Origin of the sequence: Peribacillus frigoritolerans (assembly GCF_040250305.1) — a bacterium.
In the GTDB taxonomy this organism is placed as follows: domain Bacteria; phylum Bacillota; class Bacilli; order Bacillales; family DSM-1321; genus Peribacillus.
This window is the reverse complement of the sequence record NZ_CP158190.1, coordinates 378,512-405,017: the sequence shown is the minus strand read 5'-3', so window position 1 is coordinate 405,017 and position 26,506 is coordinate 378,512. Positions and strand designations below refer to the sequence as shown.

Sequence of the window (26,506 nt, the reverse complement as noted above, 5' to 3'; positions counted from 1 at the left end):
AACAGAAAATGCCCCATTCGCTTACGAACGGGGCTTGACTGCGGTCATGTAAAGAAGTGGCGGTTTATCCATACACGCCAATCTTCCACATCGTAGTCAAGCCGTTCACGGCAGCTTGGTAGAAACTTTTGGGCCATATCCCCAATATTATACGACAATTATGTTTTTTTATTATTATAGGTATAGTGTATCAGTCACCAAAATAATCGTCAATATATCAAACGAATATTTTTTATGTAATTTTAGGCAATGTTCGCGTTTCGCTATATATTCCTTAATTATTATGGCTATATCTTCGCCAACATACGTAAAATGTAAGTAATCTACATTTTCAAATACTATTTCAACAAAAAAAATCAGTGAAGGTTAATTCCTTCACTGATTGGATGGTTTTAATCTACTATTCCCACTCGATCGTTGCAGGTGGCTTAGACGTAATATCATAAACTACACGGTTTACATGGTTTACTTCATTAACGATTCTCGTTGAGATGATTTCAAGTACATCCCAAGGGATTCTTGCCCAATCGGAAGTCATTCCGTCAATGGATGTAACCGCACGGATCCCGATTGTATAATCATACGTACGCGCGTCGCCCATTACCCCTACGCTTCGAATGTTAGGAAGCACCGTAAAGTACTGCCAAATTTCACGTTCCAAACCATTCTTTCTAATTTCTTCACGTAAGATATGGTCAGATTCACGAACGATTTCAAGTTTTTCATCTGAAATTTCACCTAATACACGAATACCTAAACCTGGACCCGGGAATGGTTGACGCCAAACGATTTCATCCGGAATGCCCATTTCACTACCAAGTGCACGCACTTCATCCTTGAACAGGGTGTTCAAAGGCTCAATCAATTTAAATTGCATATCTTCCGGCAGACCGCCAACGTTGTGATGCGATTTAATTGTTTGTGCAGTGGCCGTACCACTTTCAATAATGTCTGTGTAAAGTGTACCCTGTGCAAGGAAATCAATTCCTTCAAGCTTCGTTGCTTCGTCATCGAATACGTAGATGAACTCGTTACCGATGATTTTCCGTTTTTGTTCCGGATCTGAAACGCCAGCAAGTTTCGATAGGAAACGTTCTTTTGCATCGACCTTGATTACGTTCATATTGAAACCTTCCCTGAATGTTTCCATTACACCTTCGGCTTCCCCTTTACGAAGTAATCCATGATCAACGAAAATACATGTCAGCTGATCGCCAATCGCTTTATGGATCAATACAGCAACAACGGATGAATCCACACCGCCGCTCAATGCGCATAACACTTTTTTATCTCCGACCGTTTGGCGGATTTTCTCCATCTCTATTTCAATGAAGTTCTCCATTGACCAGTCACCTTTGCAGCCACAAACGCCGAATACGAAATTTTTCAAAATGTCATTACCGTATACGGAATGACGGACTTCAGGATGGAATTGCACGGCATACAATTTACGTGACTCGTCACTCATAGCCGAAATTGGGCAAGACGGGTTCGTCCCATCAATTTGGAAACCTTCAGGCGTTTCCACAACTAAATCACCATGGCTCATCCAGACGATTTGTTCTTTCGGCAGGTCACTGAATAACTTAGACTCATTTTGGATGGCAAGTGTCGCTTTTCCGTATTCCCGGTTTTTCGCTGGTTCCACCTTACCGCCAAAATGTTTAGTCATAAGCTGCATGCCATAACAAATACCGAAAATCGGAAGGCCCATTTCGAATATGCGTTCATCACAACCAAATGCATTTGCATCATAAACACTATTCGGACCCCCTGAGAAAATGATTCCCGTTGGGTTCATTTTCTCGATTTCTTCTACAGTAATTGTATGAGGATGAAGCTCACTGTACACACCAAATTCGCGGATACGACGAGTGATCAATTGATTATATTGGCTTCCGAAATCAAGTACTACGATCATTTCCTGGTTTTTTTGCAATTCTGTTTTCCCCGGCACAAACGTCACCTCTATCAATGTAATTCACTCATAAAATCGAGTGATAATTTCTTATAAAAAATATTATCATAAAAAAAGAAAAACTAAAAATCCACCCTCAAAAATACAGAAAAAGTATAGACGAAGGCAGATTTTCAGCTTTCCTGTTAAAATCCGCCTTCATAGTCAAATCATTTACGGTGATTCGGTAGAAACTTTCGATCCATATTATCGAGGATATATGAAGGATATATTAGTTTAAGTTAGTTTTTGTTATTGTATCAATATAATAAAAACCTGGTCAAGAGCTAGTTTTTCTCATTAAGCTTTCCCAACCTTTTTGAAAGTGCTTCCATTCGCCATCTTCCACGTCTCCACGATATATCATTAACTCGTATCCAGCCGTCAATTCACTCATCTCATCCGTATCGTACACTGCATCCACATAGGCGGCGTACTCCCTTAGGGTTTGCCCCTCCGGACGAACTAAACCAGCTCGTTTTAATTGTTTCAATAAAATTAAATAGGCTGTCGAGAAATGAGCACCGGTTTTCCTTCTATAACGAAGTATCTGCAGATGAGGAATCCACCTCCTTCTGAAGAAATAACCAATAGAAGCGAGAATCAATGCACCTGACAATGAGCTGGCAGTCCATTTTAAGAACCCATCCATGTTCCTGATACCAGTTTTCTCGGATGATTGAGTTTCCCTATCGGGTGTATCCTGGCGTTCCCTGGTCTCTTTCTTTGTTTGCTCTTCATTATTTGGAGTTTCTTCAGGCTTCTTGATCGCTTCCTGTTTCAATTCCGAATCGTAAAATTCAACTTCCCCATTGAAACCCTTTGTCGGCTCGAAGGGAACCCAGCCTATCCCTGAAAAATAAACCTCGACCCAGGAATGTGCATTATTATTGGTCACCTTATAAACGGATTCGCCATCAAGGATTGATTTTTCCCCTTCCGTGTAGCCCTTTACCCACCTGGCAGGTATATTGGCAGCACGGAGTAAAACGACCATTGCACTTGAAAAATTATCACAATACCCTATCTGTGTCTCGAATAAAAATTGATCGACATAATCTTGGTTGCTCTCAGGATACGGAATATCGTCCTTAGAATAAATGAATTCATGCCCGTCAAAATAATCCTCAATGGCTTTTGCCTTATCGTACCAATTCTTTTCATTCCTTGTAAGCTGGGATGCCAATTCATATATCCGGTTTGGCATTCCCTCTGGAAGCTGCGTGTTCTTTTCCATTAATAAATCCATTGAATCGTCAGGTTCCGTTACTTTCCTTAACTCAGCTATATCAAAACTCGGCATATCATAGACCAGCTCATACTCTTTCATGGACAGTCGTTCGCCATTATCCTTTTCAGAAATTACTTTGTCCATACCCTCATAATATTTGAAATCCATCCCGTTTTTGCCCTCAATCTTTTTTAAATACCCGGACTGCGGATGAAGGATATGGGAATATGATTCCGTCATGGACACTTTTGCCGTCATTTCTTCTGTCGTCACCACTTCAGGAACGTCGTAAATATCTAAAGATGCAATGTCCTGCCCGTTGGAAAAAGTGTGAAAGTCCGTTTCCAGTATGGAAACCCACCCTTTACCGGTATAAATATCCTTGTTTTCGACTTTCCAGTAATGTCCTGCAGGAGCATTATTATAAAAAACGATGGAACCATCCGGCTCTATCGATCCGCCAAGATCCGAATCGTCTTCATCATATCCGACACTTTTACGCTTCGAACCACCGTCTTCTTTCCCCGCTTTATCAGAATAAGAGGTAATATAAGGCACTGGGTCAGGCCACTGCGGAGAGAGCTTTGGGGCAGTGAAACCGACAAGGACACTCACCAATATCATGCCGGTCAGCATTAAGATCCACTTATTGACGGAAGCCATCGAAAACTTGATCCGCTCCTGTATCGTAAGTCGCAGCAGGGACAGCAGGCCTAGCATCAAGAACCCGATGATGATGATTCTAATCATTGCCTTATCCCCCACATAGGGAGTGAATGTGTCAAGTACAGATATAAAAATCACCGTTAACATAAAAAAGAAAAAAATGCTTTGTCTTACCATCACCCAGTAATGAATCAAATACGTTACAAGCCACAGAAGGACAAAAAATAGAAACGTTCGAAATGGATTTGTGATCAACTCCCAATTACCATCATATATAAAACCAAGATTGGCCGTAAAATCCGCTAGGAATCCTTCTTTCAGCCATGATAATTGAAATAAAGCGCCTTTTGAATGGAGGAACTGTAATGAAATCATTATATAAGCACTAATGAGAATAAACCGGATTGACCAATGTATGCGGAAATAATGCAGTAGCAGGGAATAGAGCAAAAATACGATAAAAATGATGATATTACCTGTATCTGTGAGTTTATCGACAGGCCTCAACCATTCAGTAATCAACAACAGACCAAATACATACATGAGTACGTGCATGAAGCTTTCCAACTTTTCGGTGGTGACATTCATTTCGCCATCACCTCTGATCTGTCAGACTTAAGTTGGCCATGTTCAAAAAAGCTGACCTTTATCCCCCTCGAAACAGCTGCAGAGCTTGACAGCCTTTCCTCATCAGTAAGATCCGCCTGTTTCTTCATACATAACATTAATCCCTGTTTAGGCCGGAAAGCACTCAATATGTCCACCTTTTCTAAGGTTAAGTCTGAAACGATGAATATCACAGCAGCATTTGCCGGAAGAATTCCCTTCCTGGCATTTTCGTTCAAATCGTTTGCCACTCTCGGCTCTTCTTTAACAAGTCGGTTAAAAATCTTTCGTTTCTGGTTATTGCCCGCTGCTGCCGGTATGATTAACCTCGATCTCCTGCTCACATACCCAATTTCCATGCCTTTCTTTAACAGGGCGTGTGCAATGGAAGCAGCCATTTCAATGGATTCTTCGAATAAATCCGACGGCTTTTCATCAAGCATGATGAATATATCCCGGTTTTTCTGCACTTCGAATTCCTTCGTCATGATTTCACTCGTTCTAGCCGTCGCCTTCCAGTTAATCCATGACAGCTGATCGCCTGGCTGATATTCCCTTACCCCGGAGACAACTGAATGTTCCCGTTGTGTTTTCTTTGCTGAAACCACTGCCCCCTGATTGAACACTCGATCAAGATCACTGTAGGCAAGCTCATGATAACGAGGAAAAACAGTTATTTTCAAAGGTGAACTATATATCGCTTCCTTTTCGACTAGCCCGAAAAAATCCCCAATCCAAAAGCGGATCGATTGAAACGAATGCTCTCCGCGCTGCAAATTTCCCAAGGTATATGACATGCTGAAGGTACGCTTGAATCCCGGAAAGATAATTATTTTCCTTTGGAGTCCCCTATCTTCCATCTTCTGAGGCAATTCCTCCTCTACCACCATGAATAATAGGGGCAGCCGATTTTTACGGGTAAACGTCAATGCTATCTCAACAGATTCGCCGGCCTGGCATTCCCTTTTATTGACCTTTCTCTCAACGGTAAAATCATGCAGCGGATAAAACAGCAGAATCAAAGCGTACACAGAAAACGGCAAAAATGAATAAAAAATGAACCAACTGACAAAACCGCCTTGAAACATGGCATAGCAAAAGGAAACGGTCATGAGTAATACAAGTCCGATCACACTCATATTTCCTCTTAAAATGTTGATGAATTTGCGCATTAGGTCACAGCCCGCTTCACTGGCACTTGTGTTGTCGCGACAATTTCATGTATCACCATTCCAGCATCGAAGCCATCATAATTCGCTTCAGGTTTCAAAATAAGCCGGTGGGAAAATACGAATGGAACTAAATATTGAACATCGTCCGGCAGGACATAGTCCCTGCCCTGGATCAGCGCGTAAGCCTGGGCTGCCTTCATCAATGCTATCGATCCACGCGGGCTCACCCCTAAATAGACCCCTTCATGCGAACGTGTTTGATTCGCCAATTCAACAATGTATCGTTTTATTGTGTCATCCACTATCACCGCTTTTACCTCAGCCTGTAATTCTATCAATTCATTCAAGGTGATGACGGATTCCAGCTCCTCAAGCGGTGCCGTGTATTGAGCTCTATGAAGAACCTCTATCTCTTCTTCCACACCGGGATAGCCCATTTTCATTTTTAATAGGAATCTATCCAATTGAGCCTCCGGAAGCGGATATGTTCCCTCGTACTCGATCGGATTTTGCGTCGCCATTACGAAGAACGGCTTCTCCAATCCTCTTGTGACACCATCAATCGTCACACTTGCCTCTTCCATGGCTTCAAGCAATGCAGACTGAGTTTTCGGCGAGGTCCGGTTAATTTCATCGGCTAAAATAATATGTCCCATTATCGGACCTGGCCTAAAAATGAATTCTTGTTCCTTAGGATTGAAGATCGAAACACCGGTAACATCAGAAGGAAGTAAATCAGGTGTAAATTGAATTCGCTTAAAGCTTGCACCTATTGATTTTGCCAGTGCCCTTACCATGACTGTCTTTCCGACGCCCGGAACATCCTCCAATAAGACATGTCCGCCAGAAAGGAGTGCCACGATGCTTAGTTCCGCTATATCCCGTTTTCCAATAATCACCTTTTCGATATTCCTTAGAACCATTTCCAGTTTTTGATTGACCTGCTTATAAATCATTCTCTACCTCCCGGGATTCACATCTATTTCATACCTTCTCTATATCACTTATTTACATTAAGCTCCAATTAAACCTTACATTGTAAGTTTACTAGATAATCGGTAAACCATAAACGAATTTGTATTAAAAATATTAATGCTACTTAATGAAATAGGAATGTTAAACTGTTGCTAAGTGAATATGAACCAACGATGACGTCCATTTGTTGAACGAAAATGTCATGTCACGCTGTTGAACTCGCAGCAAAGACTGTTTATCCTGACTTGTTCAATTAACCGATAGGATGTGCCGATAAATCGGCGCATCGCAGTTTACAGACAAAAGGGGTTCGGAATTAAAAAATTCCGAACCCCTTTTGAAATTCCAATTTTGGCAGTTAAGAGAATTGGGCTCTACGATCGACTATGTTAAGCCATTTTTGGTCCTTGTCATATTGAAAGCGAAAATAAGCAGCGTCTGTATCGACAATATTTTAAGTCCCCTAATAGTATTCCAACGAATACCATGCTTTCATTTTCATCAGCGAATACATGCTTAATCGTTTCTTTGCGTTTTGGATATTTAGGTTTTACATCTTGATGTTTACGCAGATGATGTGCTTCTGACACATATGGTCGCCAGTCCTCAGGTATATGGTTTCTATATGTTATAACAAGAGGAAGGTACGAGACTCCTGAGGGACCCGCAGGCGCAAGCCGAGGAGGCTCCCGGACCGCCCGCGGAAAGCGAGTTTCTTGAGCGGAAATCAACGTCCAAATTGTACAAGCCATAAAAAAACGGCAGGCAAACTCCAATTATCCACCTTTTCATAATTTCCCTCTCCGGTCTTTAGGGCAAGTCACGCCCCTCTGATCTGTATATTCTTTTTCTGTTTATGCTAAAATGAATGCAATCCACTCATAAGATATAAGAGGTACTGATCATGTATAAAAAATTCTTCATTTTGATCTTCGCAGCCGCCCTTCTTTTAGGGCTTATTAAAACCGTTATGGATATGTAGCAAAAAAGCCCGATTCCTGACTTATGCCAGGAATCGGGCTTTTTTCATTTTCGTTTAACCTCTCCATTCAGTTTCCCCATTTTCGGGATAAGGATAAAAAACAAACAAACGACCAAAAGTGCCAAAACGATGCCAAGCAATATCGTCAGGTCAAAATTAAGGGAAGGCTCTGTTTCTTCTTTGCTTCTCGTTCGAACGTCGACCTCCGAGAATAATCCAAGCTGATCCGCTTTTGAAGCGATGGTATTATTTTGATTCCCCGTTACCGGAGACAGAAACAATGAGTCCTCCACCGAGTCAATGACATCATATTTCCCTCTTTCAAAAGTGAGGTCCTTTTGTTCTTCAGGCAGTTTCCGCTTCTGATCCAACAATCCTTCTTCATGGAAATACTCAGTTTGAATATCAATATCGTTTTCTTGATATTCATTGGGCTCCACCATGGGTTCATCTTCCGCCCCGCCATGAGGTGCATGGCTAAAAAACAGGATGAGCAAGACAGGCATTACGTATTTATTCCACTTCATGGGCCATTGCTCTTCTTTCTGTAAGACGCTTCACTATATATGGAATGATCGTTGCAATAAGCGTCAGCACAATCAAGATGATACTAGCCGGAATGAATGCCGACTGATTTCCGAATTGAATGGACATATATACATCTGCAACCGGGTGGTCTACATTGAAATTAGGCATGATTAAATCCAATAATGGAATGGTAAAGAAACTGATCAAACCAATCACCAGGATAGCACCGACAAACGGCCCAATCGAGAAGGCAAGCCGGGTAAACGCTGAACAGAAGAATAAAAGCAGGACGGTGAAAACGGTCCATTTAATCTCCTGCATATCTCCCAGTGGATAGATCTTCAAACCATACATGCTGATGATTAAACCTACGATCAGATTCAATAAGGCAAACAAGGCCGCATGGACCATCATTGGAATGGTTTCATAATGATGCAGGAAGAAACCGATCAATAACCCAGATATGAGTATGATCACCAACATGACGATCGGCGGGATATTAACCTTTTCCTGATGCAGGACTTCCCCGCTGATTTGTACGGGATTTGCTAAATATTCGTACACATATCCGTTCTCCTGATCATCGACTAGAGTGTTATTCAAGACACTATAGACGTCCGTCTTTATTTTTACGGTCGAGTCTACATTTTGGGACCAATTATCATTAAGCTGATCGGCCCTTTCCTGTACTGACCCCACTTTCGCTTGCAGGTCTGCTGTATCCTTCGTGACAGTGTCCTGCCGTTCCGCTACAGAATTGACAAGCTCGGAAATGAAGCCGACAGTTGTTGCCGTATTGTCTTGAAGTGATACAAACATTTCTCCATCAAGGTTAACTGGCTGTTCGGCCTCCATTTCAGGAACTTCCATATGATCTGACAAATTGGCAGACACTTCTTGGGCCTTGCCGGTAATTGCCGCTAATTCAGCTAAAGTAGCTTTCTGCCCCGTTTCAACGTTAGCATCATATTCTTTCATATAACCAATAATGGAATCTGAGAACATTCCGAAGTTCTCATTGACTCCTGCTAAACTGGCTTTAACGAGTTTCGCTTCTTCATCTACGTTTCCGGAAACCCCATTTTTCAAGTTTTCCAATTCTTTTATATTGGCTGCAAATACCTTATCTACATTTGCTTCCGTGACTCTTTCAGCCAATTCACCATAAGATGAGAGTGAACCGTAATAGGCAAGGAGGGTAGTTGAATCCCGATTCGTGATAGGATTTTCAAAGGCCTTCACCAGCACCGCTCGCCTTTCTCCCCCCACCTTTTCAAGAAGTGATTGTTCGAGAGTCTTGATTTCTGCAATGGCCTCGTCGATTGTCATGCTTTGGATATCCTGTAATTTTTGAATATCTTCCTGTGACTTTTTCCATTGGTCACCTAAATCCTTATAATTCGTGCCGAGTTCATTATAATCAGCTTGTAATTGCGTAAACTGCGTCAGCAGATCATTATATGAATCTACCAGTGTATTAAACTCCGTGATCACTTGGTTATAATTTCCCGTTCTGCCGTTTACCGTTCCGCTGAGATTATTGATTTCCGCTTGGAGTTCCGCTGTAAGGATGTTGATTTGTTCAGCAGCTCCTTCACTTCCTTCTGCCGGCACCAAACTTTCAAGTGCCGTGTTAATCCCAGTGATTTGATCCAGCAATACCTGCAGTGACAGTTCATCAATCGGATCCTTCTTTTCAGGTGCGGCAACCGATTCACCTTTTCCCGTTTCCGTTTCAATATCTTCCATAGGCTTCGTTCCTTCACCAATAACCTCCCCATCACCAGAGCTGCTTGCAAGATTCCCTCTTTGCGCAAGCAAGGTAGACTGAAGGTTATCAAGACCAGCCTCTTCCGATTGTTTCAATTGTTCAATCGAGCTTTGTTGATCTTGAGTGATTTTCGTAATTTGTTCTACTTGTTTATCCTTCATGCTTGTTGAAAATTGTTCCAATTCATTACTGCTGGAATCGAGCTTCTGCTGCATGATTCCAACATTCTCACTAATGCCTTGATCATTAAGACTGTATTTCGTATTCATCCCTTGCTGAATCTCAGGTATTGTTTGGTTGCCCTCATTCAGCACCTTGTCATATGATTGTACACTCTCCTTGACAAGCTGCTGATTTTGGGCAGAGGTTTTCTCAAAAAGGATACTTTGAGCTTTTTGATATTCCTCAAAAGAAACTACATCTTTCACAAAGGAAGCCATTTGAGTCTTCGTGTTCCCTATTTCATCCATTGTTTCATTACTTGTTTTGCCAGCATCCTTCGTCTCGGCAAAAACTCCTTCAAGCATGTCCTTATGCTGCTTGATTTCGCCGGCAAGGCTTTCCGAGCTTGGAGTATAAAACTCATACATCGTGTTTTGAAAAGCGATTTCTTTAGCAAGGACATTATCGAACTTCTTACGGATGTCCTCGACTGATTGGGAAACATAGCTCCAATACTGTGTTGAAATATGCTTATTCATTTTGCTCTTTGTCTTCTCTAATTCCTTTTGTACCTTTTCCATGTTCTCTGCATTCAAACTAGGTTGTACCTTGTACTTAATCCCCGCCTTGATAGGCTGTTCATCATCGAATGTATAAATATTCTCTGAGAAATCGGATGGAAAATATATGACTGCATCATACTTTTCATTTGCAAGTCCACTTTCCGCCGTACTCCTATTTACCACAAACCACTCATATTCAGAATCCTTGTCCAGTGTAGTAACAAGCTCTGAGCCCATATAAATGGGATTATTGTTAAATTCAGTGCCATTATCTTCATTAACAATGGCGATTTCACGAGAAGCCGTTTCTGTCTTTTTCATTGGATTTTGACCAATATAAGAAAAAAACAGGATTGGCAGCGCTAAGATCACCAGTATTTTACCGATTAACAGCATCGGTTTTATTTTTTCAGACACTCTCTTGCACTCTCCTTCTTTCTTCACTTAGTGGAATTTGGATTTTACTCTCCTGGCCATTCAACACAAAGTATCCGTAACCCGGCTGTATTTCTTCTTCTTTTCTTGAATAAGAGAGGGTATACAAGCTTTGGTCCGATTTTTTAATAAGCAAAACAGCTTGTCTGACTTGTTTCAATTCGGTTGTCAACGAATCATATCCCTTGGTGAAGTCGTTGGCATTTCCAGCGACAATCAGACTAAACCCAAGATGGCTGTATTGTTTCATCAAACCGCTGATCCTATCCTGAATCCTGCCGTCGATCGTTTGTTGGAGCCTTGAGATGCTATCTATGACAAACATGATCGTTGGGAATTCCAGTTGCTTCATCGGTTTCATTTCCAATGCCGCTAGATAACTTCGTTCACGTTCTTCAAATATTCCAGTGATATGATCGAGCCATTCGGTTATCTGATCTTTTGTCTCCAAATAGCGCACCTTTTCCTCTAAGGCATAAGAAGATAGGCCACGATCCACTCCGTCAAATAAACCAATTTCCCCTATTGTCTGTGTAAGCAACGATTCCAGCAGCACTTTAAGGACATTCGTTTTCCCTTTACGTGACTGTCCTACGACAAGCAGGAATGGATTGGAATTCAACTCCAACAAAACAGGCGTAACGCTTTCCTCTGAAAGACCGATTGGAATGGAATCCTTCTTAATGGCTTGTGAGAAGTAACTCTTGAAGCTGCTGGAATCAAGACGTGCCGGTAACATCCGAATCGCCGGCGGCTTGGCCATTTCCTTATATTTGACCTTATGATCTGCCACGGCCTGTTTCATTTCTTCCAAAACGGCTATATCATCCGCTCCATCGGCTGGAAGATAAACCTGCGTGAGATAGGTTTGGTCCTTCTTCACTAACGCCCTTCCCGGAACAGGTTCATTTTCATAAGGGGTTCTTCCCAAAACCGAATATTGTTCCGAACTGTCCATTAAGTAATGGACGACCTTCGTCTTAAGACTATTCATTAACGGCTGGCGAATCGCATTGATTCTCGTTGCCGTTAAAATCATGAATATTCCAAGTGATTGTCCATCACGTGCAAACTGAACGAATTGCGCTTCCTGGTCCTGCATCTCATCTTTCACTAAGTCAAAATTGTCTACCACGATATAAATAATCGGCAATTTATCTTCCACTAATGCATTATAAAGCTTTATGTTACTAAGCTCCTTTTCTGAAAAAAGCTGCTTACGCCTTTCCATTTCCGCCTTCATGAATAACATGAATTTTTCGATTTTCCTTAGCTCATCGAACCTAAAGTATTCCCCAGTATGAGGCAGCTGGCGCATTGGCAGTAAAGCGCTATTCCCGAAATCGAAAATATAATAATGCAATTCTTCAGGACTGAATTGATCTGCAAAACTAAAGAGAAGTGTCAATACGGTGGTTGACTTGCCGTACCCGGAAGAACCAAAAACACCAACATTCCCATCTTCAATCCAGTTATAGACATAATTTGTCTGGCTCTGCAATTCGGGCTCATCCTTCATTCCCAGGTGGATTTGATTCATCGTCAGGCTTCTTTCAGCATTTCTCGATAAGCGATCTGAAAGAGGAGGCAGCCATGGGCTTGCCAACTTCTTAATCTCCATTTCTTCCTGTGTCGCCACAATTCGGTCCGCCACGGCTTCAATTTCACTAATCTTTTCTTTCCTCTTATTAGTGGTTTGTTCCGTTACATTTGAGATTTGAACAAGTCCAAGGTCCGTGACTAGTGCCACTTCATCCTCAGATCCAACCGTATCCTCTAAATATGGTGCACCGCTCCACGCAGACTGGAACAATTCATAAACCTCGTTATTTCCTACCTGCAAATATCCCCGTCCGGTGACAGTAATATTTGCCGCATCGCTATTTTTAAGAATTTCCTTACTATCATTGGCATCTTGCACTTTCAAGGAAATTTTAAAGCGGGCATTGCTCCAAATCTGGTTATCAATAACACCGCCCGGCTTTTGTGTAGCAAGAATTAAATGAACTCCCAAGCTCCGTCCAATTCGCGCCGTACTCACTAATTCGCGGATAAAATCAGGTTCTTCGTTTTTAAGTTCCGCAAACTCATCTGATATCAAAAATAAATGCGGTAACGGTTCATCCGCTTTGCCTTCTTTGTATAAATCCGTGTAATCGTTGATATGATTGACTTCGTATCGATCAAACATGCGCTGGCGTTTCTTCAATTCGCTATTGATGGAGGCTAGTGCCCTTGCACTGAAGTTCTTGCTCCCCTCAATATTCGTAATGACTCCCAGCAGATGCGGAATCTGCCTGAATGGCTGTGCCATTCCCCCGCCTTTATAATCAATGAGCAAAAAGGCAACTTCATGTGGATGATAATGAACGGCTAATGAAAGGATGTAGGTTTGCAGTAATTCACTTTTTCCCGATCCTGTCGTTCCAGCAACCAAACCATGGGGGCCATGCGCCTTTTCATGCAAATTCAATTCAACCCTATCCGTTTTCCCTTTCAATCCAATGGGAACAGCCAAGGATTTGGAAGACTGATTGGTCCGCCAGTTTTGGCCGATAGGCAGATCTTCCACTTCACGAGCTTTCAATAATTCCAGGAATGATACCGTTTCTGGTATGGAATTGTTCATGCCTTTTTGATGATCAAGTGAACGCAGCGTACGTGCAAAACGCTCATTCCCTTCTTTTGAATGTGCATCAAGTGTAAATGGAGTATGAACGGCCTTCGTTTGCTGGATGAGAATCTCACCCTCAAAATCATTGATATACTTCACTAGTGTATGGACATTTTCCGTCAAACTCTCTTTTGCATCCGCTGCAAAAATCGTCGAGATGCCTAAATCGTCTGTTTTACCTTCTAAATATTCCAATATGACATGCTCCGCAATTAAATTACGATCCGTGACAATAAAGACAAAGTGGGGAGTGAATCTCACCTTCCCTTTGTTCTCATCCAAATCTCTTTCCCTCAATAGCTGATAAATCGAGGTCAGCAGCTGGTCACGTGACTGCTCATTATATATAAAGCCTTTTGCATAGGCATGCGGCAATTGAAAATGAGGGAGCCATTTCATCCATTCCCATTCCTGATAATCCTTTTCCGGAAAAATGGCCACAAAGCGAACATCATGATAACTATGAAAAAAGGCCAGTTGCCCAATCAGTTGCTGCAGCTCCCGTTTAACAATCGATTCCTTTCCGACCAGGCCCATCGATCCGCTTGATAAATCGATCGATAACGGAAGATCATCCAGGTTTTTGTATACATCCACAAGTTCCTGCGACTGCTCAAGTAAATCATCTATATCCCGATTGGACATATCACTGCTATTTACCGACACCTGATAACTTGATGGTATGGTCGCCGTTCCGATTTTAAAATGCAGAGCATCTTCACTTTCCAAAGTTCGCTCCCATATACGGTCGCTAATGCTGTCAGTCAGCAGCTTCATCCTTTCAAAGGAAGGGTAATGATAGAACAGCACATTCTTTTGTTTTTCAGACAGCTCTTGCAGTTCTTCCCTCTTCTGCTCTAAATACCTTGTATATACACGTTGACGTTTTTCTTCTCTGAGTTTTTGCTTCTTTTTGTCTTTAAAGTATTGTACCGTCGAGGTAACTAAAGTCGTTGTGAACATAACAATCGATATGATGATGAAAATGCCCCGAGGCTGAATGACCGTGATGACCCCCATGACGATTAGCATCATTAAAGGCGGCATAAGGATCAGCCATAACCCTCTATTATTATCTTCCGATTCTTGGCTCGGAAAAGATATCGTCACTTTCTCATCCGGCAATTCGTAGATCATCCTTGGTGTCCGGCGAAATTGTGGATAGTTTTTTTTCATTTCAGAGATTGGCTTCTTCATTTTAGCTAAAGATGTTTCATAGCTCTCGGCACTATGAATCATCAATAAGTCGCCTTCAATCAACCTCAGCACCATATTCGGCCAGCAAATCAGATCACCATTTTGAATGGGAACAGCTTTCGTTACTCTTTCACCATTCAGGAATATCCCGCAGTTTTCCTTTGGCATGAGTAGCCACTGCCCTTTATGGAGCACAAAGGAAACCCCATTGCCGGAAACGGGCCCTTCTTTACGGATAGTCGCTCCCGCCTTGGCCGATAAAGTGATTTCTTTCAAGTTGCCTATATAATAGAGGCTTTCTTCCAATTCCCCAGCCGTATAATAAATCTCGACCTTTTCTTCTCCTTCATGAAAGGTGAAGCTCTGGAATGGCTTTATATCACCAAGCTTCATGTCCTCTCTAAACACCTCATATCCATCAAGTCCTTCAGGTTTATTCAGCTTGATAGGACCATGTTCAAAGGTAATGGAATATATGGTGATCGTATCCTGCTTTGATGGCCCAATCGTAATTGGACCGTTATGATTATCCTTGATCGTATAGGATTGGTAGTTTCCCTTAGAATAAATCCATAATAAACTCATTAAATCTCACCTCCGCAAAAGGCCCATTGCTCACTCTTTGCTTTTCTCTTTTTCTTCAGATGATTTATTGGAGGAATCCTTACTTTCCTCTTTCTCACCAGAAGCAGGTTCGTTTTCCGCTTCTTCTTTTACAGCAGGCTTTGCTTCCGTTTCGCCTTTGTCCTCTAAAGTAGACTCTGTTGAAGGCTGGTTCTCATCTTGCTGTTCCTCCAATTGCTTTTTCAATTCCTTTAGTTCATTTTCATATTGGGATAGCTCCGTATCGACTTCTTTAATTTGCGTTTCCTTTTCTTCCCCGGAAAGGTTATCGTCCAACTTAATCTGTTCTTTCAGATTTACGAGTCCATACATAATCAATTCACGATCCTCCATGATTCTCGCCAAATCAATCGCGTCTTCACTCATGCCCCTGCCTATATAAATCCAATATAAGAGATACTGGCTATCAGTCTGCAAAGTGATTGCATTTTCTACATTCTTCTTCCTGACATCACCCAACGGTTCATAAGCGACGTAGGACTTCGCCAGTTCATATTGAACGACATAAGGCATATTTTTCGGATCGTAGTTCTCCAACCGGTCAATGACTTCACTGTATTTTTGATTTAAAAAGCTTTCACCGCTTTCTACATATGCATCCTGCTTAGGTTGGGAGAAGAATAGTGTGTAAATCGTAAACAATAGCAGCGGCACTAGAACGATCACCGTACCCCAAAGTGTATAACGGCCCGTTTTCCATTTCTTTTCAGGGATATGCACAAATGCTTTTTCTTCCTTCTCTAAAGCATCTATCCGATTTTGAATGACCGTGGAAAGCTCATCCCAAGTCCCCGCTGCCAATATGCTTTGTGATTCGCTCGATAGTTTCAGGGTTTTATGGTAAAGCAGATACTCTTCGAATGCATACTGCCCATCCACAAGCGCTGAAATCGTTGCCTTCGTTTCTTTAAACAGCTCATCCTGATTATGCTCATAAGGAGGCAAACTGTCTTTTACGCCATAATGCAGGAAATATGGGGTCAAGCTTGAATCAAAAACGATATTTTCCGGACAAACGACAAGTTGCAGGCGACTCAATTCATGATTCCTGATTTTCTTCAAGATTTGATAAGACGATAACCATCTACTCAATGGATTTTTATCTTTAGCTTTGGAAAAAACAAAAAAAGAGGCTGGTGGATTTACTCTGATCTGCACCTCGTCCTCTGTCACTTCTATATGTTTCTGGAGAGCATCATCCGCTTCATGAATAAGCTGTAATTCCAGTGGGTCTTGCATCGATAATTTTGCCCGTTGGAAAACGAACAAATGCCCATTATCATCCTTCATCATTGCAGCTTCTGTTTTTTTCTCCAGATATGAGGATTTTTTCTCATCCATTTTATGTAACTCCTTTACCCCTGCTAAAGGGCTTTAGACTTTTTTCCTATAAAGAGTCCACACTTAATCCATTAGAGGATCTCTAGGCGGTCCCCCGTCGTAATTCCGCTATCAAGCAGGGTTTCATAACCTGAACATACGAACTCTTTATTCTGGACCCGCACCCAATAGCCTTCTTTAGGTGCACTGGCAATATCCTTTACCTGCCATATGATTTCCACAACCTTTTTGATGGAGCGGTAATTCGACACTTGCAAATCAAATACTTCCCCTGTATACCTGTTTAAATCAATCGTTAGTTGAATATATATGGAAACCACCTCTTTAAAGCAAAAAAGCACCACGATCTTCATAAAGAGTCGCGGCGCTTTTTCCTAGAAATTTCTTTATCTCATTGACCTAATGATTATCCGCGAATTTGACTAGCAATCTGATTATCTGTGTCTTCAAGGATTTGAGCTGATTTATTCAATTGTTGAGAAACTTCATTCAACAAGCGAGCCATATCCATGAATGAAGGCTTTAATTCTTCGTACTGGCCTACGAAAGCCTCACTGGAAGAACCTTCCCAAATACCAGTTAAATGATCTCTCATTCTATCTAAACGACCAATCATATCCGTTACTTGTTGGCTCTCATTATCATATTGTCTGGCTACATCTTTCAGTTCTGAAGGTGTTACGCGAATTTGTGACATAGAAAAAAACTCCTCCTTTTATCTTATATAGTACATTTTAATAGAACCATACATTTTCTGCCATATAAATAACCACAAAGTCGAAAAATGGTAAATTATGATTATGCAAAAAACCCTAAATATGGCATTACAAAAGTCTATGTACCTGTTTTTTCATATTTCCAAACCCATTTTTTAAATATTTTTTAAAATTTTACTTATTTATGGTAAAAAAAGTTCCTTATACCCAATATTTCCGAACCACAACCCAATAATATGGTTTTCATCATAATAATAGTGACTTTAGACTTTCCTTTTAATCAAACGTTTGATTAAAGCTTGAATGCCACTATAATAATTCGGCCTGACTCCGATCTATTTATTCAACAGAAACAGGCCATCTCTTCCCAAAGGTTTTGGGAAAAGAGACAGCCTTAATAATTAATACATGATTCAATATCATATAACCCGTTCCAAGAAATGTTTCACAAACCGAGCACCTTCCACATTCGTACAGACGCGGATTCTTGGTTCGCCATCCTTTTGACCGATTGTCCTGCCTGTTTCTTCACCCTCGGTCACCACCTTGACGTTCATCCATTCTGCACTCACAAAACTTGAATCAATCGCTACCCCGACTGCAAGCGGATCATGAAGGGCGCAACCGCCCAAACCTGGATGAGAGTTTTCATATGCTTTCATATAATAATCGGTCATTTCCGCTAAAAATTCGGCGCTTTCCTTACCAGTGGCACGCCAATCATCAAGCTTCGATTTCAGCAGATATGTTTGCAGCGTCACATCAAGCCCCACTAGGGTGATTGGCAGTCCTGAAGTCAATACCTGATGTGCTGCTTCAGGATCTGATATTATGTTCGCTTCAGCATAAGGGGTTACATTTCCTGGTACGTTTACGGCACCGCCCATAATAACGACGTCTTTTACTAAGGACATGGTCATTGGGGCTTTTTTAATCGCCAATGCGATGTTAGTCAGTGGTCCAACTGCAATAATCGTGATTTCATGCGGTCGGCTTTGCACTTGATCGATAATGAAATCTACTGCATTTCCTTGTGCTGCATTGATGGTTGGTTCAAACCGAAGGGTATTTCCTAACCCGTCTTCCCCATGTACATGCTTGGGATACCTCTTCTTCCTTCCGCGCACCAAAGTTTGGTCAGCACCTTCAAAAACCGGAATGCGCCTATTTAATTTCTCCAAAACGGCAAGCGTATTGCGGGTTGATTCAACAACGGGCACGTTACCAAAGCAAGTGGTAAATCCGAGCACTTCCAATTCAGGGGAATTTAAAGCATATGCCATCGCCATGGCATCATCAATCCCAGTATCTACATCAAATATGATCGGTTTCAATATTTCCACACCTTCCAAACACTTTTTGAGAGCCTTTTTAACAAATTCAATGCCTCTCTTTTCTCTTTCATATGTATAAAGAATCACTGTTTCCAACTGAATTTTAACATTCAACGATAGGCACTTCCACAGAAAGTTAGGAATAATCATAATTCGCAAACAAATGACAATGCCAGCTGGTTCTTGTTTCTACCAGTAAAAATAGTTGACCGCCCATAAATATCAATGATATAAAAAGTGAAAAGAAGAAGTTGTATCTTAGTAGTGAACTAATTCCTTTTCAACTTGTTCGATGCAATTAAGTCTACTCAAAAGGCAGTTATGAATACATGCGTTACGAATATGATATCCAAGGTGGAAAAAGGATGAAAATGTTTAAATTGATTGAAGATGATCCTTCTGCGTATAAAAAAGGAACAAAATTCTTTTTAATATCACATTCAGAATTCATTGGCGTGAAAAGCTATGTATTACTGGCTGAAGATTTGAAAGGAAAGATCGAAGTAACGGAAGAGGAATTGAGGAATAAATTCGTTTCCATCCATTGATCCCCAACGGCCTATTTAAAAAACGAGGGAATTTCATTTCTGACTGAATATACTAATACTATAAGGGAGCTTCTCCTAATGGATTGGCTCTTTCGCAACTGTTAAGGCAGGAAGCTATGAATACTTATTTTTAATAGATGACATGGAAAATCTTCAAACGGACATAATGGTCAAAAGAATTTTTAAATCGCTATAGGATAACCCATTTTATCGCTTCTCATATTATTTATCCTTAGGTTCAAAAGAATAAATCTATTGCTGTAGGGTCTACTAGCGGTCCACTGTTATGGGATGAACTTGTAAGTGATTACAATCAGATGTTGATGACGGTTAATGGCCATTAATTTGGAATAGAACAGCAAGTTAAATACAAAGCAACAGGGAACGATGTCATTCTAATGCTTGTCATTTATCAATTATTGGATGAGACTTTTAGCATTTGATGAAAAGAAAAGAAAAAAACAACTGTTTTTCCGTATGTAATCTCCAGTTGTCGATAAAATGCCAAACAAAGAAAAAACGTATATCGATTATAGAATTAAATTTTAACAAGAGATATACTACATTTACAAAAAAAAAGGATATCCCACATACCCTTTAAAAGCTCCATTTGGTTAAGCTTTAAGCAGCTTAGCCAAATGGAGCTTTTCTATTGGAAGACGATGGGATTGAACCAATGACTGAAAACTGAATATGTGGAAGGAAAGGACATGTACATTATGGTGAATGTTTTCTTGAAAACTGTGATTCTAATGAGCCGGAAATTTTCATCCAGCTCATTTTTGACGAATGCACCAAAACAAACCTTATTTAATAGTCTTTTTACGGGATAATTTTCATCATATTCTATCCCACAGCAGGAGAAAACATTGTTCAAGTCTATACCAAATCAGATGAAGTTCATTCATCAACTATTTGTTATGGCTGCATGGGACTGATTCTAAATACCTCTTTCAAATAAATGAATCTTAGAACCAGAACCGGATATTACCCTTGCCTTCTATTTTTATTGTTTTTTTGATTCACACTATCACCATATAATAATCAAATTTCAATAAAAGAGAGAAGTATTCGCGTATAGCGATGAGGCGCCGCCAGAATGTAAAAATAGGATGTTATCCTCCGGCTTAAAGGTGCCTTTTTGTATTAAATCAATGAGCCCCGCTGCCGCTTTACCCGTATATACCGGATCCAGCAAAATCCCTTCGGTTCTTGCCATAAGCTTGACAGCTTCCACCATTTCAGGTGTAGGCAAAGCATAACCCGGCCCGACATACTCATCAAAACATGTAACGGCCTCACGAGGAATTGAATTTGGAATGCCGATGTGTGCTAAAGTTTCTTTAACTAGCTGATAAACTTTCTCCTCTTGTTCAGCTTTTCCTCTGCTTACGTTTATTCCAATTACTGATATTCCACTTTGGTTTCCATGAAACCCGGCTACCAAACCCGCATGCATTCCTCCACTTCCGCTTACACAAATAACAGCTTTCAAATCAATTCCTTGGTCAAAGGACTGTGCCAAGATCTCCTGGGCGCAAGCAACATATCCCGTTGCACCAATGACATTGGATCCCCCAACCGGAATGATGTAAGGACTATGTCCATTCTCTGTTACCTCTTTTGCTATTTTCTGCATTTCTTGCATTAAGTCAGCTCCATTAGGCACGACTTTGATTTGTTCAGCGCCCAATAAATGATAGAGAAAATAGTTACCGTTAAAATCTGGTTCAGAATTTGAAAGACCCTCTTCCAACACAAGTATGCACTTCATTTTCTCTTTAACCGCAGCAGCCAGTGTCAAGCGGCAATGATTTGACTGAATGCCTCCACATGTAATTAACGTATCCGCACCTTTATCCAATGCATCTGCAACAAGGAACTCTAGTTTTCTTGTTTTATTTCCCCCAGCCGTCAGACCAAGTAAATCATCTCGTTTAAGATAAATAGAAGGGCCACCAAGAACTTCGGAAAAATGATGTAATTTCTCAATGGGTGTATCTGTTGGTGTATATCGCTGTCTAGGAAATTGTGCTAAATTCATATTAAAACTCCTCAGAAATTTTCTGTTTAAGACTGGCCATATTTACATTAAAGAAAGTAGAATATCAATCTGCCTTCCCTTTTCATTTATATATAATTAAATAATAGCCAACGCTTCTATTTCAATAAAAGCATCTTTAGGTAAACGAGCAACTTCAATCGCACTTCTTGCTGGATAATTATCAGAGAAAAACTCTCCATATACATGATTCATCACGGCAAAGTGATTCATATCGCTTAAAAAAACCGTTGTTTTTATTACCTGCTGTAAGCTTGATCCCGCCGCTTCTAAAACCTTCTTAAGATTCTCCAATGACATCCTTGTTTGCTCCTCAATATTATCAGGCATTTCTCCAGTTTCAGGATCAATTGGGAGCTGCCCTGAAGTGTACACTATATTTCCTGCCTTAATACCTTGTGAATAAGGACCGATAGCCTTTGGGGCTTCTTTTGTTATGATTGCTTCTATTATCATATAAACCACCTCTTTTTTTTTTGGTAATACTATTAATACGGAATAGAATTTAATTCCCCTTTGAATAAAACGCTTACATTCATCACAAGCCTTCCCTCTTATTCTTTGCGCTCAAAATCACACTCCATCAGAGGAACTATTTTTGTTTTCTTAATGATTTTATAACCAAGCCAGAGAAGCAAGAAAATAGGAAGACCTATATACGTGGCGATAATTTCTGCCCAGCTAATTTGATCTCCATAAAAAAGAGTCTGCCCAAAAATGAAAACCACAAAAAATAACAGCGTGATAACCGGGCCCAGCGGGTACCATTTGGCTTTAAACGGCAATTCATTTAGATCTCTGCCTTGGGCTACATAGGCCTTACGGAAGCGGTAATGACTAACGGCAATCCCGAACCATTTGATAAAACCGGTAAGGGCTGAAGCATTTACCAACCAAATAAAAACTGAACCATTTCCAAAAAGGGAAGCCAAAAAAGAGGCAAGTCCTATAAAAGCAGTTGTACAAAGGGCCCACATGGGAATTCCCTTCCTGTTAAGCCGTGCAAAGATTCGTGGTGCCTTTCCTTCTTTCGCCAGTGCCCATAGCATACGTGAAGAAGCATACATTGCTGAATTTGCTGCTGATAAAACAGACGTAAGAAGCACTGCATTCATGACGGAAGCTGCAAATGCCAACCCAGCTCTCTGAAGAACAAGCGTGAAGGGGCTGATAGATACATTTTGAACGCCGGATTTAAGCAGGTTTGAATCCGTATAAGGGATAATCAAACCGATAACAAAAATCGTCAACACGTAGAAAATAAGGATTCGCCAGAAGATTGACCGAATTGCTTTCGGTACGTTTTTCGATGGATTTTCGGTTTCACCGGCTGCCGTCGCTATCACCTCAGTTCCTTGGAATGCAAAGCCCGCGATGAGCACAACACTAAAGATAGATACAAGCCCGCCATGGAAAGGAGCATCTCCTTGGGTAAAGTTACTGAACCCAACCGTATGTCCTCCCATAATTCCAAAAATCATGGCAACCCCAATAACGAGAAATACGATGATCGAGATGACCTTAATACCGGCAAACCAGTATTCACTTTCCCCATATGCCTTGACTGATAAAACATTTAAGATTAGCAACAAACCCAGAAAAAGTGCGCTCCACAAGATAGAAGGTGAGTCCGGAAACCAATACTTCATAATAAGAGTAGAGGCCACCAAATCTGCAGGAACCGTTATCGCGGTTGTATACCAATAGTTCCAACCTAACGCAAAGCCTAACGCAGGATCAATATACTTTGAGGCATAGATGTCAAAAGCCCCCGGGACCGGTAAGAAGGCCGATAGCTCTCCTAAACTATTCATGACAAAATAGACCATGATTCCTACCAGAATATATGCAGCAAGCGCTCCTCCCGGCCCCGCAGTGCTAATCGTCGATCCGCTGGATACAAACAATCCAGTTCCAATAGCGCCACCTATAGCCATCATCGTTAAATGTCTGGATTGCAGCTTCCTTTGTAATGATCCTTTTGAATTTCGCTCTTCTAGGGTGTTACTTATCTCTGCTTCTAATTTCCCCATAGTGTATCCCCCTTTTTACTCATAGTTCAAATACTTTGTATGCAAGGCTCATCTGGCTGTTCTTTTGAATAATCTATTTGATTATTTAGAGAACTTTCAGTAAATTATTAAAATACCTCTACCTTCTGCTTTTGTCCTCACAAAAAACTCAGGCGAGAAATTGATATGAGCACTCTCTCATTTCAAGTAACTTTAAATGAGTAAAATAGAAATCTTTTAAGAAGTTAACATAATTGGTATTTTTCCAACTTGCGATAAAGAGTAGACAGGCTAATCTTTAGTTCCCGGGCAATTTGTTCTTTATCATTTCGGTATTTTTCAGTCAGAAAATAGTTCTGGATTACTTCTTTTTCATATTCAGAAATCATTTCTTCCAAACTTAACCCTCTACAATCGGCAGAGAGATGATCATGTTGAAACAGATATTCAGGTAAATCATGGAATTCGACTATATCTGATTCAGCCATATTGACCATATATTCTACGGCGTTTTCCAACTGACGTATATTCCCCGGCCAATCATAGCGTATAAGCCATTGCTCCAGCATGGGGTCAAGTCTAAGTGGATACCTTTGCATGACCTTACAATGTTTATGAATGAAATGTTCGAGATACAAAGTTATATCATCACGCCGTTCTCTCAAAGGTTTGGTATGGAGAGGGAGGACATTGAGACGATAATATAAATCTTCGCGAAAGGTACCGTTTCGCACCATTTCCTCTAAGTTTCGGTGAGTGGCTGCAATCACCCGTACATTAATCTCGATTGCTTTTTTTCCACCGATTCTTTCAATCTCTCTTTCTTGTAAAACCCGTAATAACTTTGGCTGCAAGAAAAGCGGCATATCACCAATTTCATCAAGAAAAATGGTTCCTTTGTGCGCTAATTCAAATTTCCCCATTTTCCCATTCCGACTCGAGCCGGTAAATGATCCGCCCTCGTAACCAAACAACTCACTTTCCAACAAGCTCTCAGGTATGGCTGCGCAATTTACTGCCACAAATGAATGCATTCGGCGCTTGCTTTCAAAATGAATCGCTTTGGCTAATAATTCCTTTCCCGTACCGCTATCTCCCCTTATCAAAACAGTGGATGGGCTGTTTATAATCCGTCTAGCTTTTTTAATAACATCTTGAAGCCCGGAATCTTTACCAAGAATGTTTTCAAAAGAAATAGCTTTTTGGGGGATCGGTATCTCTTCCTGAATTTTGCAACCCGGTTCTTTATCAGGGTCCAGCATTGCTAATTTATTGACTAACAATGTACTAACATTGCGTAGAAACTGGATCAGATTCTCTGATTCTATAATCATTTTCTCCTTTTGTTCATGGGAAAAACCAATCATGCCGATGACGCCAACTGGTTTGTCTTGCTTTACAATAGGAAACCCGATGGTAGCGAGTTCTTTGCATTGATTTACGAATTTACAACTCCTACACTGCGACTCATCTTTTTTCACATCGTAAACCACTCCAGGCTCCCCTGTTTCCAATATCATTCTGAAAAAGGAGCCTTCCGGAGCCGTTTTGCCAATGAGATCTTTATAGTAGCCAGTTCCGCTAATACGAACGCCCTTTTCATCAAGCACGGTTATATCCAGACCAAGGATTCCTGCTGTGTTCTCAGCGTAATCTTGAATAAACTGCTGCATGCCGATAAAGCCTGCCATATTATCCTCCTCTGCTATTGCGCTTTATGAAATAATAAAATAAATTTATTATAAAATAAATTTCTACGCTTTGCACAAAGAGGAGACAGCTTTTTCTATGCCACCCAGAGCATTTTTCAACATCGAACGTGGACAAGCAATATTGAGCCGCATAAACCCTTCACCTTCCATACCGAAAATCTGCCCTTCATTCATTGCAACCCTTGCTCGGCGCAGCATAAATTGATCCATTTCTTCAACTCCCAATTCCCGGCAATCAAGCCATACAAGATATGAGCCTTCAGGCTGGATGACTTTGATTTGCGGGATGTTTTTGCTGAAGTAATTCAGAGTGAACTCCAAATTCTCCTGCAAATATTCAAGAAGCTGATCCAGCCATTCTTCTCCGTGTCGGTAAGCAGCCTCTAACGCAACAACGCCAAATATGTTCGGCGAACCAATAGATAATGTATTCAGTTCTCGATCATACCTATCGCGCAGTTGCTGATTTGGAATAATGATACTTGACGTCTGTACACCCATCAGGTTAAAAGTTTTGCTTGGCGCAATACAGGTAAGAGAATGGTTCGCAAACTCTTCTGATATAGAGGCAAAAGGAATGTGAGTATGTGTCTTATAAACAAAGTCAAAATGAATTTCATCTGCGACAACGAGAATGTTATGCTTCATACAAATCTGTCCCAATCTCGTCAATTCTTCTTTGCTCCATACCCTTCCGATCGGGTTATGAGGACTACACAGAATCAACATTTTTACCGATGAATCTATCTTTGCCTCTAGATCTTCGAAATCTATGGAATAACGCCCATTTTCAAGCTTAAGCGGGTTGTTTACAATTTCACGGCCGTTCGCTTGGACTACACGAGCAAAATGATGGTATACAGGAGGTTGGATAATTATTTTGTCCCCTGTCTGCGTGAAGGACTGAATCGCCAACGATAGGGCTGGAATCACTCCTGGGCTGTGGGTAATCCATTCTTTCTCAATGGACCATCGATGTCTTCTTTTCAGCCAACCAACAATGGATTCCATGTACGAGTCCGGTCTAAGCGTGTAGCCATAAACACCGTGCTCCACACGTTGTTTTAATGCTTCGATGATAGGTTGAGGAGACTGAAAATCCATATCGGCCACCCACATCGGTATAACATCCTTTACGCCAAAATGATTTTCAAGATCATCCCACTTTTCGCAGTCAGTGTTCAGTCGACGGATTTCTTGGTCAAAATTATATTTCATCGAGTATCTCTCCTTCTCAT

The 26,506-nt window shown here is 40.9% G+C and carries 18 protein-coding genes and 2 riboswitches; of the genes, 1 reads left to right on the top strand and 17 read right to left on the bottom strand.

Going from position 1 to position 26,506, the window contains the following annotated elements; genetic code table 11:
* Nucleotides 1–73: 73 nt before the first annotated feature.
* Nucleotides 74–175: riboswitch (purine riboswitch) on the bottom strand.
* Between the two features lie 225 nt (nucleotides 176–400).
* From guaA to ABOA58_RS01915, 12 genes are all read right to left on the bottom strand, one after another.
* Entirely contained in the window at nucleotides 401–1,957 is a 1,557-nt protein-coding gene (gene guaA, locus ABOA58_RS01970) for a glutamine-hydrolyzing GMP synthase (RefSeq protein ID WP_034306157.1), read from the bottom strand.
* 142 nt (nucleotides 1,958–2,099) lie between these two features.
* A riboswitch (purine riboswitch) is annotated at nucleotides 2,100–2,201 on the bottom strand.
* A 36-nt stretch (nucleotides 2,202–2,237) separates the two neighbouring features.
* A complete protein-coding gene (locus ABOA58_RS01965) occupies nucleotides 2,238–4,442 on the bottom strand; it encodes a DUF4129 domain-containing transglutaminase family protein (protein WP_350301001.1) in 2,205 nt (734 codons plus the stop codon).
* On the bottom strand, nucleotides 4,439–5,599 hold the full coding sequence (locus ABOA58_RS01960; protein WP_350301000.1) for a DUF58 domain-containing protein: 1,161 nt from the start codon (nucleotides 5,597–5,599) through the stop codon (nucleotides 4,439–4,441). The genes ABOA58_RS01965 and ABOA58_RS01960 overlap by 4 nt, the downstream gene beginning before the upstream one ends.
* A gap of 32 nt (nucleotides 5,600–5,631) precedes the next feature.
* Nucleotides 5,632–6,588, bottom strand: a complete 957-nt coding sequence (locus ABOA58_RS01955; RefSeq protein ID WP_350300999.1) for an AAA family ATPase — start codon at nucleotides 6,586–6,588, stop codon at nucleotides 5,632–5,634.
* 429 nt (nucleotides 6,589–7,017) lie between these two features.
* Entirely contained in the window at nucleotides 7,018–7,197 is a 180-nt protein-coding gene (locus tag ABOA58_RS01950; protein ID WP_434547759.1) for a hypothetical protein, read from the bottom strand.
* A gap of 436 nt (nucleotides 7,198–7,633) precedes the next feature.
* Nucleotides 7,634–8,116 carry a type VII secretion protein EssA gene (gene essA / locus ABOA58_RS01945; RefSeq protein ID WP_350300998.1) on the bottom strand — a complete coding sequence of 161 codons (483 nt, stop codon included), beginning with the start codon at nucleotides 8,114–8,116 and terminating at the stop codon, nucleotides 7,634–7,636.
* The gene (gene esaA / locus ABOA58_RS01940; protein WP_350300997.1) at nucleotides 8,103–11,030 is read right to left on the bottom strand and encodes a type VII secretion protein EsaA; all 2,928 of its coding nucleotides are present in this window, start codon (nucleotides 11,028–11,030) and stop codon (nucleotides 8,103–8,105) included. The genes essA and esaA overlap by 14 nt, the downstream gene beginning before the upstream one ends.
* Entirely contained in the window at nucleotides 11,023–15,504 is a 4,482-nt protein-coding gene (gene essC / locus ABOA58_RS01935) for a type VII secretion protein EssC (protein ID WP_350300996.1), read from the bottom strand. Before essC ends, esaA begins: the two co-directional genes overlap by 8 nt.
* A 30-nt stretch (nucleotides 15,505–15,534) precedes the next feature.
* Entirely contained in the window at nucleotides 15,535–16,884 is a 1,350-nt protein-coding gene (essB, locus tag ABOA58_RS01930) for a type VII secretion protein EssB (RefSeq protein ID WP_350300995.1), read from the bottom strand.
* 71 nt (nucleotides 16,885–16,955) lie between these two features.
* A complete protein-coding gene (locus ABOA58_RS01925) occupies nucleotides 16,956–17,195 on the bottom strand; it encodes an EsaB/YukD family protein (RefSeq protein WP_053537134.1) in 240 nt (79 codons plus the stop codon).
* 95 nt (nucleotides 17,196–17,290) lie between these two features.
* Nucleotides 17,291–17,581, bottom strand: coding sequence for a WXG100 family type VII secretion target (locus ABOA58_RS01920; RefSeq protein WP_034306171.1), 291 nt, complete (start codon nucleotides 17,579–17,581; stop codon nucleotides 17,291–17,293).
* A 438-nt stretch (nucleotides 17,582–18,019) separates the two neighbouring features.
* Nucleotides 18,020–18,934: a nucleoside hydrolase gene (locus ABOA58_RS01915; RefSeq protein WP_350302767.1), complete on the bottom strand. Its 915-nt coding sequence runs from the start codon at nucleotides 18,932–18,934 to the stop codon at nucleotides 18,020–18,022.
* Nucleotides 18,935–19,299: 365 nt separating this feature from the next.
* Between ABOA58_RS01915 and ABOA58_RS01910 the strand changes: the two genes are divergently transcribed.
* Entirely contained in the window at nucleotides 19,300–19,482 is a 183-nt protein-coding gene (locus tag ABOA58_RS01910; protein WP_101225656.1) for a hypothetical protein, read from the top strand.
* A 1,051-nt stretch (nucleotides 19,483–20,533) separates the two neighbouring features.
* On the opposite strand, the gene ABOA58_RS01905 is transcribed toward ABOA58_RS01910, so the two are convergent.
* From ABOA58_RS01905 to ABOA58_RS01885, 5 genes are all read right to left on the bottom strand, one after another.
* The gene (locus ABOA58_RS01905) at nucleotides 20,534–21,526 is read right to left on the bottom strand and encodes a D-cysteine desulfhydrase (protein ID WP_350300994.1); all 993 of its coding nucleotides are present in this window, start codon (nucleotides 21,524–21,526) and stop codon (nucleotides 20,534–20,536) included.
* A 96-nt stretch (nucleotides 21,527–21,622) separates the two neighbouring features.
* On the bottom strand, nucleotides 21,623–22,000 hold the full coding sequence (locus tag ABOA58_RS01900) for a RidA family protein (protein ID WP_264640119.1): 378 nt from the start codon (nucleotides 21,998–22,000) through the stop codon (nucleotides 21,623–21,625).
* A 98-nt stretch (nucleotides 22,001–22,098) separates the two neighbouring features.
* Nucleotides 22,099–23,577: an amino acid permease gene (locus ABOA58_RS01895; RefSeq protein WP_095679703.1), complete on the bottom strand. Its 1,479-nt coding sequence runs from the start codon at nucleotides 23,575–23,577 to the stop codon at nucleotides 22,099–22,101.
* Between the two features lie 224 nt (nucleotides 23,578–23,801).
* Nucleotides 23,802–25,247, bottom strand: a complete 1,446-nt coding sequence (locus ABOA58_RS01890; protein WP_350300993.1) for a sigma-54 interaction domain-containing protein — start codon at nucleotides 25,245–25,247, stop codon at nucleotides 23,802–23,804.
* 63 nt (nucleotides 25,248–25,310) lie between these two features.
* On the bottom strand, nucleotides 25,311–26,486 hold the full coding sequence (locus ABOA58_RS01885) for a MalY/PatB family protein (protein ID WP_350300992.1): 1,176 nt from the start codon (nucleotides 26,484–26,486) through the stop codon (nucleotides 25,311–25,313).
* Between the last annotated feature and the right edge of the window lie 20 nt (nucleotides 26,487–26,506).

Bases quoted from the DNA above. Each gene is read 5' to 3' on its own strand.
- ABOA58_RS01965 (WP_350301001.1), bottom strand. From the start codon at position 4,442: ATGAATGTCACCACCGAAAAGTTGGAAAGCTTCATGCACGTACTCATG.
- ABOA58_RS01960 (WP_350301000.1), bottom strand. From the start codon at position 5,599: ATGAGTGTGATCGGACTTGTATTACTCATGACCGTTTCCTTTTGCTAT.
- ABOA58_RS01955 (WP_350300999.1), bottom strand. From the start codon at position 6,588: ATGATTTATAAGCAGGTCAATCAAAAACTGGAAATGGTTCTAAGGAAT.
- essA (WP_350300998.1), bottom strand. From the start codon at position 8,116: ATGAAGTGGAATAAATACGTAATGCCTGTCTTGCTCATCCTGTTTTTT.
- essC (WP_350300996.1), bottom strand. From the start codon at position 15,504: ATGAGTTTATTATGGATTTATTCTAAGGGAAACTACCAATCCTATACG.
- essB (WP_350300995.1), bottom strand. From the start codon at position 16,884: ATGGATGAGAAAAAATCCTCATATCTGGAGAAAAAAACAGAAGCTGCA.
- ABOA58_RS01920 (WP_034306171.1), bottom strand. From the start codon at position 17,581: ATGTCACAAATTCGCGTAACACCTTCAGAACTGAAAGATGTAGCCAGA.
- ABOA58_RS01910 (WP_101225656.1), top strand. From the start codon at position 19,300: ATGAAAATGTTTAAATTGATTGAAGATGATCCTTCTGCGTATAAAAAA.
- ABOA58_RS01905 (WP_350300994.1), bottom strand. From the start codon at position 21,526: ATGAATTTAGCACAATTTCCTAGACAGCGATATACACCAACAGATACA.
- ABOA58_RS01900 (WP_264640119.1), bottom strand. From the start codon at position 22,000: ATGATAATAGAAGCAATCATAACAAAAGAAGCCCCAAAGGCTATCGGT.
- ABOA58_RS01895 (WP_095679703.1), bottom strand. From the start codon at position 23,577: ATGGGGAAATTAGAAGCAGAGATAAGTAACACCCTAGAAGAGCGAAAT.
- ABOA58_RS01890 (WP_350300993.1), bottom strand. From the start codon at position 25,247: ATGGCAGGCTTTATCGGCATGCAGCAGTTTATTCAAGATTACGCTGAG.
- ABOA58_RS01885 (WP_350300992.1), bottom strand. From the start codon at position 26,486: ATGAAATATAATTTTGACCAAGAAATCCGTCGACTGAACACTGACTGC.